Annotated in this window: 10 protein-coding genes; 1 reads left to right on the top strand and 9 read right to left on the bottom strand. The window is 72.3% G+C overall.

Annotated features, from left to right (window positions below; all coding sequences use genetic code 11):
* Nucleotide 1 precedes the first annotated feature (1 nt).
* The 6 genes from B085_RS0120315 to betA all read right to left on the bottom strand — a co-directional run bounded on the left by B085_RS0120315 (nt 2) and on the right by betA (nt 10104).
* Nucleotides 2-2440 (bottom strand): GcvT family protein, encoded by a 2439-nt coding sequence (locus tag B085_RS0120315; RefSeq protein WP_018560418.1) that lies wholly within the window; start codon nt 2438-2440, stop codon nt 2-4.
* A gap of 265 nt (nt 2441-2705) precedes the next feature.
* Nucleotides 2706-3704 carry an ABC transporter substrate-binding protein gene (locus tag B085_RS0120320; protein ID WP_018560419.1) on the bottom strand — a complete coding sequence of 333 codons (999 nt, stop codon included), beginning with the start codon at nt 3702-3704 and terminating at the stop codon, nt 2706-2708.
* Between the two features lie 19 nt (nt 3705-3723).
* Nucleotides 3724-5709 carry an ABC transporter permease subunit gene (locus B085_RS0120325; RefSeq protein ID WP_018560420.1) on the bottom strand — a complete coding sequence of 662 codons (1986 nt, stop codon included), beginning with the start codon at nt 5707-5709 and terminating at the stop codon, nt 3724-3726.
* Nucleotides 5709-6809: a quaternary amine ABC transporter ATP-binding protein gene (locus tag B085_RS0120330; protein WP_026251258.1), complete on the bottom strand. Its 1101-nt coding sequence runs from the start codon at nt 6807-6809 to the stop codon at nt 5709-5711. The genes B085_RS0120325 and B085_RS0120330 overlap by 1 nt, the downstream gene beginning before the upstream one ends.
* A gap of 20 nt (nt 6810-6829) precedes the next feature.
* A complete protein-coding gene (locus B085_RS0120335) occupies nt 6830-8299 on the bottom strand; it encodes an aldehyde dehydrogenase family protein (RefSeq protein WP_018560422.1) in 1470 nt (489 codons plus the stop codon).
* Nucleotides 8300-8439: 140 nt separating this feature from the next.
* Nucleotides 8440-10104, bottom strand: a complete 1665-nt coding sequence (gene betA, locus B085_RS0120340; protein WP_018560423.1) for a choline dehydrogenase — start codon at nt 10102-10104, stop codon at nt 8440-8442.
* 209 nt (nt 10105-10313) lie between these two features.
* Between betA and B085_RS0120345 the strand changes: the two genes are divergently transcribed.
* Nucleotides 10314-11111: an IclR family transcriptional regulator gene (locus tag B085_RS0120345; RefSeq protein ID WP_026251259.1), complete on the top strand. Its 798-nt coding sequence runs from the start codon at nt 10314-10316 to the stop codon at nt 11109-11111.
* Here B085_RS0120345 and B085_RS0120350 read toward each other — a convergent pair.
* From B085_RS0120350 to B085_RS0120360, 3 genes are all read right to left on the bottom strand, one after another.
* A complete protein-coding gene (locus tag B085_RS0120350; protein ID WP_018560425.1) occupies nt 11099-12232 on the bottom strand; it encodes an aromatic ring-hydroxylating oxygenase subunit alpha in 1134 nt (377 codons plus the stop codon). The two genes, B085_RS0120345 and B085_RS0120350, sit on opposite strands and share 13 nt — an antisense overlap.
* Nucleotides 12233-12314: 82 nt before the next feature.
* Nucleotides 12315-13484, bottom strand: a complete 1170-nt coding sequence (locus tag B085_RS0120355) for an NAD(P)/FAD-dependent oxidoreductase (protein WP_018560426.1) — start codon at nt 13482-13484, stop codon at nt 12315-12317.
* On the bottom strand, nt 13481-13843 hold the full coding sequence (locus B085_RS0120360; protein WP_026251260.1) for a bifunctional 3-phenylpropionate/cinnamic acid dioxygenase ferredoxin subunit: 363 nt from the start codon (nt 13841-13843) through the stop codon (nt 13481-13483). Before B085_RS0120360 ends, B085_RS0120355 begins: the two co-directional genes overlap by 4 nt.
* Nucleotides 13844-14024 lie beyond the last annotated feature (181 nt).

Consider the following 14024-nt stretch of genomic DNA (forward strand, 5'->3'; position numbering starts at 1 on the left):
GTCAGCCGCGGAGGCGGGACATGGCCGGGTCGAACAGCGGCTCCGCGGCGACGCGCGCCGCCACGCGCCGGTCGAAGTACCCGATGTCGAGGGCGCGCCCGGGCTCGGAGAGCTCCGCCGGCAGCCACGCGTAGGCGATGCCCTTGCCGATCGTGTAGCCGTAGGCGGCGCTGGTCACATAGCCGACCGGCCGGTCGCCGTCGTACACCGGCTCCTTGCCCATCACCACGTCGCCCGGGTCGTCGACGGTCAGGCAGGTGAGCCTGCGCCGCACCCGCTCCCGGCGCCGGGCGAGCGCGGTCTTGCCGGTGAAGTCGTCCTTGTCCTCCTTGACGGCGAAGGCGAGGCCGGCCTCGTACGGGTCGTGCTCGAAGGTCATGTCGGTGCCGAAGGAGCGGTATCCCTTCTCCAGGCGCAGGCTGTTGAAGGCCCCGCGCCCGGCAGGGACGCCGCCCAGCGGCCGGGCGGCGGCCAGCAGGGTGTCCCAGAGCTTCAGGCCGAGGTCCGCCGTGGTGTAGAGCTCCCAGCCGAGCTCGCCGACGTACGACAGGCGCATCGCCGTGACGGGGACGGCCCCGATGTGCGCCCGCTTGGCGCGGAAGTACTTCAGGCCCTGGTCGGAGAAGTCGGTGTCGGCGAGCGGCTGCAGGACCTCGCGGGCGAGCGGCCCCCACAGGCCGACGCAGCAGGTGCCCGCGGTGATGTCGCGGACCGCGACGGTGCCGTCGGCGGGCAGGCGCCGGGTGAGCAGGTCCAGGTCGAGGTTGCCGTTGACGCCGACCTGGAAGAGGTCGCGGCCGAGGCGGGCCACCGTGATGTCGCTGCGGATGCCGCCGTCGTGGTCCAGGAGCAGGGTGTACGTCACCGAGCCCACCGACTTGTCGACATTGCCGGTGGTGAGCCGCTGCAGGAAGGCGGCCGCGCCGCGTCCGGTGACCTCCAGGCGCTTGAGCGCGGTCATGTCGTACAGGGCGACGGTCTCCCGGGTCGCCAGCGCCTCGGCGCCGACGACCGGCGACCAGTAGCGGGCCGCCCAGTCGTTCGGCGCGGGGATCGAACGCCCCTCCAGCAGCGGGGCGTTGGACTCGTACCACTGCGGCCGCTCCCAGCCGTTCGCCTCCAGGAAGAACGCCCCGAGCTCCTCCTGGCGGGGGTGGAAGGCACTGGTGCGGATCGGGCGCGGGGCCCCGGCGGGCTGGAGCGGGTGGATGATGTCGTAGACCTCGGCGAAGTTGCGGCAGCCGCGGGCGAGCACGTAGTCGGGTGCGAGCTGGTGCGGCTCAAAGCGGTTGACGTCGCACTCGTGGAGGTCGAAGGACGAGCAGTGGCCGTCCACCAGCCACTCGGCCATCGCCCGGCCGACGCCCGCCGAGTGGGTGACCCAGACGGCCTCGGCGACCCAGAACCCCTTCACCCGCGGGGACTCCCCGAGCAGCGGCATGCCGTCGGTGGTGAAGGAGAACAGGCCGTTGATGCCCTCCTCGACCTTGGCGTCACGGGTGGCGGGCAGCAGGGACCGGGTCTCGGTCCAGGCGTCGGCGAAGTCGCCCTCGGTGAACGCCAGGACGGACGGCATCCCGTCGGTCTCGTCGAACGCGGCGATGTCGTCGGCGACGGGCATGGGGCGGTGGCCGTAGGAACCGATGCCGATCCGGTCGTGGTGGTCGCGGTAGTAGAGGTCGGCGTCCTGGTGGCGCAGGATCGGGCGGACGGCCTCGGCGGTCTGGCCCGCGAGGGCGGGGACGGGGCCGGTCCAGGCGAGCTGGTGGGCGAGCGGGGTGAGCGGCAGTTCCATGCCGGCCATCCGGGCGACCCGGGGGCCCCAGATCCCGGCGCAGCAGACGACGACGTCGGCCGCGAGCTCGCCGCCGCGGTCGGTGACCACTCCGGTGACACGGCCGTCGTCCTGGGTGACGGCGAGGACTTCGTGGCGTTCGAGGAAGCGGACGCCGCGCTCGGCGGCGCGCCGGGTCTGCGCCTCGACGGCGAGGACCGCCTTGGCGAGGCCGTCGGTGGGGACGAAGAGTCCGCCGAGGACGCGCGCGCGGTCCAGCAGGGGGTGGAGCGCGACGCACTCCTCGGGTCCGACGATCCGGGCCTCGACACCCCACGACGTCACCCAGCCGTGCCGGCGGTGCAGTTCGGCCAGGCGCTCGGGGGTGGTGGCCACCTCCAGGCCGCCGACCTGGAGGAAGCAGGACTGTCCGCCGACGTCGAGGGAGCTGAGCTTCTCGACGGTGTAGCGGGCGAGTTCGGTCATGGTCTTGGAGGGGTTGGTCTGGAAGACCAGGCCCGGCGCGTGGGACGAGGAGCCTCCGGTGGCGGGGAGCGGCCCCTGGTCGACGACCGTGACGTCGGTCCAGCCGGCGGCGGACAGTTCGTCGGCCAGCGCCGCCCCCACGACGCCCGCTCCGATGATGACCACGCGGGGTCCCGTCATCGCCAAACCTCCCAGTTGCTTTCAGCGCAACATGATTCAGGTTGCGCAACTCAATGTGCCGGGCGTCGGAGAGGGTGTCAAGAGGCCCGCCGGAGGCGGGAGAAGGACCTCCGAGGACCCCAGCGAAGGCCCGGAACGGGCGGCGGCGGGCGGGGAACGACGGTGCCCGGCGGGCTGTCGGAACAGCCCGCCGGGCACGGGGACGGGGTGGAGCGGGGCGCCCTGGGGGCGGGGTGGCAGGAGCCGGGCGGCAGGGGCGGGGGGACTACTCGACCCAGGCGTCGACCTTGCCGGGGTTCGCCTTCACCCATTTCTCGGCGGCGGCCTCCGGCGTCATCTTGTCCACGGCGATGTACTTGGCGACGAGGTTCTGGTCGTCGTTCGTCCAGTTGAAGTTCTTCACCAGGTCGTAGGCCGGACTGCCGGAGTCGGCGAACCTCTTGCTGACGATCTTGTCCAGGTCGTAGACGGGGTAGTCGCAGGCGACCTTCTCCGCGTCCGCGTCGCAGCCCGCCTTGTACGGCGGCAGTTCGACCTTGTCCAGGGGCACCTCCGACAGGAACCACTGCGGCTCGTAGAAGTAGCCGAGCAGCCACTGCTTCTTGGCCTCGGCCTGGCGGAAGGCCTGGATGAGCGCCGTCTCGCTGCCCGCGTACACGACCTTGAAGTCCAGTTCGAGGTTCTTCACCAGGGCGGCGTCGTTGGTGACGTACGACGGGTCGCCGTCCAGGAGCTGTCCCTTGCCGCCGGACTCCGAGGTGCGGAACTTGTCGGCGTACTTGTCGAGGTTCTCCCACTTCGTGATGTCCGGGTACTTCTTCGCCAGCCACGGCGGCACGTACCAGCCGATCACGCCCTTGTTGCCGGTCGAACCGGCCTCGACCGCGGTCTTCTGCTCCTCGATGTACTTCTTCTTCAGGTCGTCGTGGCCCCAGTTCTCCACGATGGCGTCGACCTCGCCGGTGCCGAAGCCCTGCCAGGCGATCTCCTCCTTGAGGTCCTTCTTCTTGACCGTGCAGCCCAGCTTCTCCTCGGCGACGTACGCCACGACCGCCGCGTCCGCCTCGTAGCCGACCCACGGGTTGACCGCCAGGTTGAACGTGCCGCATTTGCCGGAGGAGCCGCCGGATCCGCCGGAACCGGCGTCCGAGTCACCGACCTTGGCGCCGCCGCAGCCGGTCAGGACGAGCCCGAGCACCACGGCTCCGGCCGCCCCGGCACGCCATCGCACGGTCCGGCCGGCCGCCGTCGGGTGTGTTGCCATGTGTCTTCCGCCTCCTGCTCTAGCGCCTGCCGGGCACCCTGGTGGTGCGCCCGGCCGCGGCCTGGGTGATCCGGTCGAACATCACGCCGAGCAAGACGATGGCGAGTCCCGCCGCCAGCCCCTTGCCGTACAGCTCGCCCTGCGAGAAGCCGGCCACGACGTCGTAGCCGAGGGCGCCCGCGCCGACCAGGCCGCCCACCACGACCATCGACAGCACGTAGATCAGGCCCTGGTTGGTCGCGAGCACCAGGGCGCCGCGCGACATCGGCAGCTGGACCTTGGTGACGAGCTGCCAGGTGCCGGACCCGGCCGCCGTCGCCGCCTCCACGGTCGTGGCCGGCACTCCCCGTACGCCGTCGGCGACGATCTTCATCGTCACGGGCGCGGCATAGACGACGGCCGCGACGATCGCGGTGAAGCGGCTCGCACCGAACAGCGCGAGGAACGGTACGAGGTAGACGAAGGGCGGCATGACCTGCGCCGCGTCCAGGCCGGGCCGGACGATCCGGTCGGCGAGCGCGCTGCGGCCCATCCACACGCCCACCGTCACCCCGAGCAGCATCACGAGCAGGGTCGCCACGGCGGTCGACGCGAGCGTGGTCATCGCGTCCTGCCACAGTCCGGTGCCCACCAGCAGCCCCACGCACACCGCCGCGGTGGCGCCGGCGCCGATACCGCCGAGGACCGCGCCCAGGGCCACCAGCACGAGGCCGGTCAGCCACCACGGGGAGTCGGTGAGCAGGGTCTGGAAGGGGTTGAGCAGGGTGGTGGTGAGTACGTCGCGGACGCCGTTCGTGAGGCCGGACAGGTGGTCCTGGGCCCAGGTGGTGACGGTGTCGGCGGCGCTCGCCAGAGAGCGTCCCGCTCCGCCCCCGCCGGGGAACTCCGCGGCCCAGACGTAGGTGTGGGACAGCCAGACCGCGACCGCCGCGGCGACCGCGCCCGCACCGAGCAGCGGTCGGCGCCACCGCCGCCGGCCGCCGGGGTGCCGCGTCCGCTCGGACCTGACGGCGGCCGCGGTGGTGACCCGGTCCAGGACGATGGCCATGACGACGATGGCGAGGCCGGCGTTGAAGGCGGTGCCCACGTCGAGCGACTGCAGTGCCTGGACGACGGTCTTGCCGAGCCCGGGGGCGTCGATGAGGGCCGCGATGGTCACCATGGACAGGGCCGCCATGATGGTCTGGTTGACGCCCATCACCACGGTGCGCCGGGACATCGGCAGCAGCACCTTGGTGAGGGTCTGCGTCCGCGTCGAACCCAGCGACTCCGCCGCCTCCACGGTGGTCGCCGGGACCGAGCGGATCGCGTGCGCGGTGATGCGGACGGCCGGCGGCGCCGCGTAGACCAGCGTGGCGATGGTGGCGGAGGCGGGCCCGATGAGGAAGAAGAGGGTGAGCGGGGCCAGGTAGACGAAGGTCGGCATCGTCTGCATGAAGTCGAGCACGGGTGTCACGACGCGGTTGACCCGCGACGACATCCCGGCCCACACCCCCAGCGGGATGCCGACCAGCAGCGCCACCAGCACCGCCGACAGGGTCAGCGCCAGGGTGTCCATGCTCTCCTGCCACAGGCCCTGCAGCCCGAAGAGGGTGAAGCCCGCCACGGCCGGCAGCGCCACCCGCCAGTTGCCCAGCGCCCAGGAGACGTAGCCGGCGACGGCGACGACGCCGAGCCAGCCGATCCGCGGCACCGGGCGGCCGTCCGGCGGCTGCGAGACCAGCGTCTGGACGAAGGTCACCAGGGTGTCGATGACCAGCCGGATCTCGTTGAAGAAGTAGAGGAACAGCGGGTTGCTGTTGCGGTCCGCGCCGATGGTGTCGTTGACGTCGTTGAACCAGCGGTGCAGCGGGGTCAGGTCGGCGGCCGCGAGGGCGAGCGTCTGCCGGCCGCGCAGCAGCGCGAAGAGCACCAGCCACAGCACGACGATGCCCGCCACCACGGCCCGGCGGCGCAGCCGCAGCGGTACGGGCCGTTCCCGCGTCCCGGAGGCGGCGACCGCCATCACGCGCCGCCGTCCGCGCCCGCGACGACGGCGAGGATCTCCTCGTCGCCGACGACGCCGAGCAGCCGGCCCTCCTCGACGACCCTGACCGGCTTCTCGGCGGCGAGCACGGCCCGCGTCGCATCGCGCACCACGACGCCGGGGCCGAGTTCGGGGCCGTCGAGGGCGTCGTCGGGCCGGGGATCGCGCATGATCCAGCGGAGCGTCAGCACATCGGCCCGCGGCACGTCCTTGACGAACTCGCGCACGTAGTCGTCGGCGGGGGCGCCGACCAGTTCGTCGCCCGTGCCGCACTGCACCGTCCTGCCGTCGCGCATGATCAGGATGCGGTCGCCGAGCTTGAGGGCCTCGGACAGGTCGTGGGTGATGAAGACCATCGTCTTGCCGACCTCGCGGTGGAGGCGGACGACCTCGTTCTGCATGTCGCGGCGGATCAGCGGGTCGAGCGCGGAGAACGGCTCGTCGAAGAAGAGGATGCCGGGGTCGCCGGCCAGTGCCCGGGCGAGGCCGACGCGCTGCTGCATGCCGCCGGAGAGCTGGTCGGGGTAGGAGTTCTCGTAGCCCGCCAGGCCCACCAGTTCGACGACCTCCATGGCCCGTTTGACGCGCTCGGCCCGGCCCGTGCCGCGGATCTCCAGGCCGTACGCGACGTTGTCGACGACCCGGCGGTGCGGCAGCAGGCCGAAGTGCTGGAAGACCATGGAGAATCTGTTGCGGCGCAGTTCGCGCAGCCGTTTCGCGTCGGCGGCGCGGATGTCCTCGCCCTCCAGGACGACCTCGCCCGCGGTGGGTTCGACGAGCCGGGTCAGACAGCGCACCAGGGTCGACTTGCCGGAGCCGGACAGTCCCATCACGACGAAGACCTCGCCGGGCGCGACGTCGAAGCGGACGTCGCGCACGGCCGCGGTGCAGCCGGTGCGTTCCATCAACTCCCGGCGGCCGAGCCCGCGAAGCTCCGGCGACTGCGGCACCTTGTCGGCCTTCGGCCCGAACACCTTCCACAGCCCGCGCACGGAGATGACCGCGTCCCGGTCCCGGCCCTGGTCCTCGTCGTGCGACGCGCCGCGCCGCTGCGGCACATCGGTCGGTGCTGGGGTCACGGTGGGCCTCTCTTCGGCGTTCAGCCGCGGAACCAGTGCTGCGGCGTGGGTCGGATGTTCTGCCAGATGTGCTTGGGCTCGCGGTACTCGTCCAGGCCGGTCGGTCCCAGTTCCCGGCCCACGCCCGAGTGCCCGAAGCCACCCCATTCCGCCTGCGGCACATAGGGGTGGTAGTCGTTGATCCACACGGTGCCGTGGCGCAGCCGGCGGGCGACCCGCTGCGCGCGGCCGGCGTCCCGCGTCCACACCGCGCCGGCGAGGCCGTACTCGGTGTCGTTGGCGATGCGGACGGCGTCGTCCTCGTCGGTGAACCGCTCGACCGTCAGCACGGGCCCGAAGGACTCCTCGTGGACGACACGCATGCCCTGGTCGCAGTCGTCGAGCACGGTCGGCGGATAGTAGAAGCCCCCCTGGAGGGCCGGGTCCGCGGGGCGGGCGCCGCCGCAGCGCAGCACGGCGCCCTCGGCGATCCCGGCGGCGACGTACGCCTCGACCTTGTCGCGGTGCGCGGCGGAGATCAGCGGGCCGGTCTCGGCCGCGGGGTCGAAAGGGCCGCCGAGGCGAATGCCCGAGGCGCGCCGTACGACCTCGTCGACGAAGGCGTCGTGCACGGTGTCCTGCACGATCAGCCGCGCCCCGGCGGAGCAGACCTGCCCGGAGTGCAGGAAGACGGCCGTGAGGGCGAAGTCCACGGCCGTCTCGAAGTCGGCGTCGGCGAAGACCACGTTGGGGTTCTTCCCGCCGAGTTCGAGGGCGACCCTCTTCACCGTCGCGGCGGCCGCGGCCATCACGCGTCTGCCGGTCCCCAGGCCGCCGGTGAAGGAGACCATGTCGACGCCGGGGTGCTCGGCCAGCGGCGCGCCGGCCTCGGGCCCCGCGCCGAGGACGAGGTTCCCGGCGCCCGGCGGGAGTCCGGCCTCCTCCAGGGCCCGCATCAGCAGCACGGAGGTGGAGGGGGTCAGCTCGCTGGGCTTGAGCACGAAGGTGTTGCCCGCGACGAGTGCGGGGGCGATCTTCCAGGAGGCCTGCAGCAGCGGGTAGTTCCAGGGGGTGATCAGGGCGCAGACGCCGACCGGCTCGTACTCGACGCGGCTGACGGCGTCGTCGCGGCCGGTGTCGACGACCCGTCCGGCGGAGGTGCCCGCGATGCCGCCGTAGTGGCGCAGGCAGGCGACGACGTCGGCGACGTCGTACTCGCTCTCCACGAGCCGTTTGCCGGTGTCGAGGGATTCGGCGCGGGCGAAGTCCTTGGCGTCCCGTTCGACGATGCCGGCGGCGCGGAGCAGGAGGGCGCCGCGTTCGCGCTCCGGGGTGCGCGGCCAGGGCCCGTGGTCGAAGGCGGCGCGGGCGGCGGCGACCGCGTCCTGGGCATCGGCACGCGTCGCCTCGGAGACCGTCGCGACGTGGGCTCCGTCGGCGGGGCAGAGGATCTCCCGGCGGCCTCCGGCCGCCGCTTCACGCCACTCTCCGTCCAGGTACAGGTCTGCCACGCGCGGAGTCCTCGCTTCGTTGCACATAGCGCATCGAATTGCTTGTGGTGGAACACCCTGTCCGACCGGTCACCGGCCGTCAAGGGGTCGCACGGTGTGTACGGCACATCGTGACCGTGCGAACGGAACTCCGCCCGGGATCAGTTGGCGGCGGCGTCGCGATGCCGGTAGTACTGCGCCTTCGAGGGCGGCAGGGGCTCACGGCCGAGGATCAGGTCGGCCGCCCTCTCGGCGATCATCATCACGGGCGCGTAGATGTTGCCGTTGGTCACATACGGCATCACGGACGCGTCGACCACCCGGAGCCCCTCCACTCCGTGCACCCGCAGGCTCGACGGGTCGACCACGGCCATCTCGTCGGTGCCCATCCGGCAGGTGCAGGACGGGTGGAGGGCGGTCTCGCCCTCCTTGGCGACCCAGGCGAGGATCTCCTCGTCGGTCTCGACTCCGGGGCCGGGCGAGACCTCGCCGCCGTTGAAGGGGGCCAGGGCGGGCCGGCCGAGGATGTCGCGGGCGACGCGTACCGCCTCGACCCACTCGCGGCGGTCCTGCTCGGTGGAGAGGTAGTTGAAGCGCAGGGCGGGCTTCTCGCGCGGGTCGGTGCTCCGGATCTTCACCGTGCCGCGGGCGTCGGAGTACATCGGCCCCACGTGCACCTGGTAGCCGTGGCCGCCGGCCGGGGCGGAGCCGTCGTAGCGCACCGCGATGGGCAGGAAGTGGAACATCAGGTTGGGGTACTCCACGTCCTCGTTGCTGCGCGCGAAGCCCCCGGCCTCGAAGTGGTTGGTGGCGGCGGGGCCCTTGCGGAAGAGCCACTGCAGGCCGATGAACGGGTAGCGCCACTTGGCCAGGTAGGGCTGCATGGAGACCGGCTGCGTGCAGGCGTACTGGACGTACACCTCCAGGTGGTCCTGGAGGTTCTCGCCGACGCCGGGCAGGTCGTGGACGACGTCGACGCCGAGTGCGGACAGCTCCCGCGCGTCGCCGACGCCCGACAGCTGCAGCAGCTGGGGCGAGTTGATGGCGCCGCCGCAGAGCACGACCTCGCGGGCGCGCACCTGCTCGCGGGCGCCCTTGCGGCGTTCGTACTCCACGCCGACGGCCCGCTTGCCTTCGAACAGGACCCGGGTGACCAGGGCCCGGGTCCGCACCGTCAGGTTGGGGCGGCCGCGCACGGGGTCCAGGTAGGCCCGGGCGGCGGAGAGCCGGCGGCCGCGGTGGACGTTGCGGTCGAAGGGCGCGAAGCCCTCCTGGCGGTAGCCGTTGACGTCGTCGGTGAGCGGGTGGCCCGCCTCCTGGACGGCCTTCAGGAAGGCGGGGAAGAGCGGGCTGGAAGCGGGCCCGCGCTCCAGGACGAGCGGGCCGTCGTGGCCCCGGAACTCGTCGTCGGCGTCGGCGGCGAGGCAGTTCTCCATGCGCTGGAAGTACGGCAGGCAGTGGGCGTAGTCCCAGTGCTCCATGCCGGGGACCTTCGCCCAGCGCTCGTAGTCCATGGGGTTGCCGCGCTGGAAGATCATGCCGTTGATGCTGCTGGAGCCGCCGAGCACCTTGCCCCGGGCGTGGTGGATCCGCCGTCCGCCCATGTGGGGTTCGGGCTCGGACTCGTAGCCCCAGTCGTAGAAGCGGCTGCCGATGGGGAAGGTGAGCGCGGCGGGCATGTGGATGAAGACGTCCCACGGGTAGTCCGGGCGGCCCGCCTCCACCACCAGGACACGGTTGTCCGGATCGGCGGACAGCCGGTTCGCGAGGGCGCAGCCGGCGGAGCCCCCGCCGACGATGACGAAGTCGTACTGCACGGGAGCCATGTCAGCCTCGTCTCACTCGTCTCGCTTGTCTCGCTCGCCTCAAACGCGCGGCCGACAGGCCGACTGGCGCAGCATGCTAGTACGGTGCCGCTATGCGCACCAGGTTGCGAACGGCGCAACTTGGCGTGCGGGTCTGCGCATTGACCTCTTCCCCGGCCGCCGCGCGGGCAGACCGCCATGCCGTTGTTTACCGCGCGTATAGTTTCGCTGTGAGCAACTTCAGTGCAGATACCGAGACAAGCGGTTCACAGCCGGGCGGTGTCCAGTCCGTGGACCGGGCCATCAGCGTGCTGGAGATCCTGGCGCAGCGCGGCGAGGCCGGCGTGAGCGAGGTAGCCGCCGAGATCGAGGTCCACAAGTCGACGGCGTTCCGGCTGCTCGGCGCGCTGGAGGCACGCGGGCTGGTGGAGCAGGCGGGCGAGCGCGGCAAGTACCGTCTCGGCTTCGGCATCGTACGGCTGGCCGGCGCGGTGACCGGCCGGATCGACATCACGCAGCAGAGCCGGCCGGTGTGCGAGCGGCTCGCCGAGGAGATCGGCGAGACCGTCAACATCGCGGTGATGGAGAAGCACTTCGCGATCAACCTCTACCAGGTGCGCGGACCGGCGGCGGTGACCGCGCACAACTGGGTCGGCCAGCTCACCCCGCTGCACGCGACCTCCAGCGGCAAGATCCTGCTCGCCCACCTGCCGGCGGGGCAGCGCGCGGAACTCCTCACGGACGCGGGCCTGGAGAAGCTGACCCCGCACACCCTCACCTCGCGGACGAAGCTGGAGAAGAACCTCGCCGGGGCCCGGGAGCGCGGGTACGCCTGGACGCTGGAGGAACTGGAGATCGGCCTGCACGCGATGGCCGCCCCCGTCCGTTCGCGCGACGGCGAGGTCATCGCCGCCGTGAGCGCCTCCGGCCCCTCGTACCGCTTCACCCAGGAGCGCATGCACGAGCTCGCGCCGCTGCTGGTCGCCGGGGCGGCCGAGATCAGCCACCGCATGGGCTACCTGGGCTGAGCGGTGCCGAGGCGCTCGTGCACCCAGTCGTGGAAGCCGGCGATGTGGTGCTCACTGGGGACCAGGACCCCGCCCTTCGCGTAGATCCGGGAGCCCATGGCGGGCTGGCAGCGCTCGCAGGCCTCGAAGTCCTGGCGGTTGACCCGGTCGAAGAGCTCGACGGAGCGGCTGAGGTCGCGGCCCCCGGCGACGACCTCCTCCAGGTAGAGCCAGTCGCACTCGACGACCGTGCGGTCGGCGGCGACCGGGTACATGCGGTGGAAGATCACGTGGTCCGGCACCAGGTTGACGAAGACCTGGGGCCTGATGGTGATCGCGTAGTAGCGCCGGTCCTGGGCCGCGGAGACCCCCGGTATGCGATCCAGCCCGGGCGAGCCGTCCACCGTGAAGCCCTCGACGTCCGCGCCGAACTCGGCGCCGTGGCCGACGTAGTACTGCGCGGCGTAGCCGTTGGCGAACTCGGGCAGCACCTCGGTCAGTTCGGGATGGATCGTGGCGCAGTGGTAGCACTCCATGAAGTTCTCGACGATGAGCTTCCAGTTGGCCCGGACGTCGTAGACGATCCGCCGGCCGACCCTCAGGTCCTCGATGCCGTAGCGCTCCAGGGACGCCACGTCCCCGAGCCGGGTGACGACCGCGCCGACCACCTGCTCCTCGAAGGAGGGCGGGTCCTCGGCCAGGCAGACCCAGACGTAGCCGAGCCATTCGCGGACGTGGACGGGGACGAGCCCGTACTCGGTGCGGCCCACGTCGGGCATCTTGGTGAGGTTGGGCGCCGCGACGAGTCTGCCGTCCAGGTCGTACGTCCAGGCGTGGTACGGGCATTGGAACGCCCGCCTGACCTCGCCGCCCTCCTCGGTGAGCAGCCGGGCGCCGCGGTGCCGGCACACGTTGTGGAAGGCGCGCACCGCGTGGTCCCTGGACCGGGTGACCAGGATGCTCTCGCGTCCGACGTCCACGGTCCTGAAGGCGCCCGGCCGGCCGAGTTCGGAGGAGCGCGCCGCACAGAACCACATCGCCTCGAAGATGCGCTCCTGCTCCTGGGCGAAGATCCCTGGGTCCGTGTAGTAGGAGCCGGGGAGGGTGGTGATCAGGCTGTCCGGCAGACCGGTCGGGGTCACGGGCACTCCTTGCAGGACGTTGTGTAATGAGCAACGGAGTGTGCACTGCGCAACTGCAGCATGTGGCGCCGGTCTGGCGCTGTCAAGACGTGACGGCGGCCAGCCGCTTGCGCCAACGGGTGAACGAGCGGGGCCGGTTCATCCCCAGCACGGCCACCGGCACGCCACCCCTGCGGTAGACCGCGAGCACGTCGCGCCCCTCCGGGGCGCCCTCCTCGACCGTGACGGTGTCGGCCCCCGCGGCGCGGCCCGCGAACTGGATGCGCACGCCGTACTGGTCGGACCAGAAGTACGGCGGGCGCGGCACCCGTTGCCCGCCCGCGCCACCGGACAGCAGCGCGGAGACGGCGACGGCCGGACGCTCCAGGGCGCCCGTCCAGTGCTCCACGCGGTGGTGCGCGCCCGCGGCCGGGTCGTACCAGGCGGCGCAGTCTCCGACGGCGACGACACCCGGCAGGCTCGTGCGGCCGTCCGCGCCGCACAGCACTCCGTCGCCGATCTCGATCCCGGACCCGGCGAGCCATTCGGTGCACGGGCGGGCGCCGACGCCGACGACCACGGTGTCCGCGGGCAGCCTGCGGCCGTCGGCCAGGACCACGGCCGCCACCCGCCCCTCGCCGTCCGTCCCGGTCCCCCGCACCCCCGTGCCGCACAACAGCCGTACCCCGTGGTCGGAGTGAAGGCCCGACACGACGCCGCCCATCGCCTCGCCCAGCGGCCCCGACAGCGGGATGGGCGCCGCCTCGACGACGGTGACGTCCAGCCCGAGGGCGTACGCGGTCGAGGCGACCTCGGCCCCGATGAAGCCGCCGCCGATGACGACGAGCCGCCCGCCACGCGCCAGGTCGGCCCGCAGCGCGCGGGCGTCGCCCAGGGTGCGCAGGGTGTGCACACCGGGCCCGGCCGCCGCGCCGGGCAGCTTACGCGCCGCGGCACCGGTGGCGACGACGACTGCGTCGGCGGTGACGGTGCGGCCTTCCGCGAGCCCGACGCTCCGCATCCCCGGATCGAGCGCCACGGCCCGGGTGCCCAGCAGCCACTCGGCGCCGAGGTCCTCGCCGTCCGCCTCCAGGGCCAGGGCCGCCTCGTCGGCCTGACCGGCCAGGAACTCCTTGGACAGCGGCGGACGGTCGTACGGCCGGTGCGGTTCGTCGCCGACGACCACCAGCCGCCCGTCGAACCCCTGGGCGCGCAGCGCCCGCGCCGCCGACAACCCCGCCAGGGAGGCGCCGACCACGACGACCGCTCTCACCCGGCTCCCCCGGCGAGCCGGCCGGCCGCGCACGAAGGGGCGCCGGAAGGCGCCGCGGCCGGCCGTACGTGGATCACACCGTCCTCGACCACGACCTCGTGCGTCCGCACGGGCCGCCTGGCCGGGGGTGCGTCCACCGCGCCCGTCCGCAGGTCGAACTTCGAGGCGTGCAGAGGGCACTCGACCTCGCAGCCCTCCAGCCAGCCGTCCGCGAGCGACGCGTCCTGGTGGGTGCAGGTGTCGTCGATGGCGTAGAGCTCGCCCTCCTCGGTGTGGAACACCGCGACGGGCGGGTCGGTCTCGAGCCGGAAGGCCTCGCCACGCGGGAGATCCGCGAGCCGGCACACGGGAATCATCATGACACCTCGGTGCGTATGGCGGAACTTATTGCGGTTGACGCAACATCAGTGTGGGGGTGCCCCCCACCCCTGTCAAGGCATCGCCCGGACACCCGGATCCCTGATCTGACGGGGGATCATCCGCGCTCGGCCGGGGGCCGGCGGCGGGACCGCCGCCATTCGGTCACGGGGGTTGTCCGGC

Source organism: Streptomyces sp. BoleA5 (genome assembly GCF_000373665.1).
Classification (GTDB): domain Bacteria; phylum Actinomycetota; class Actinomycetes; order Streptomycetales; family Streptomycetaceae; genus Actinacidiphila.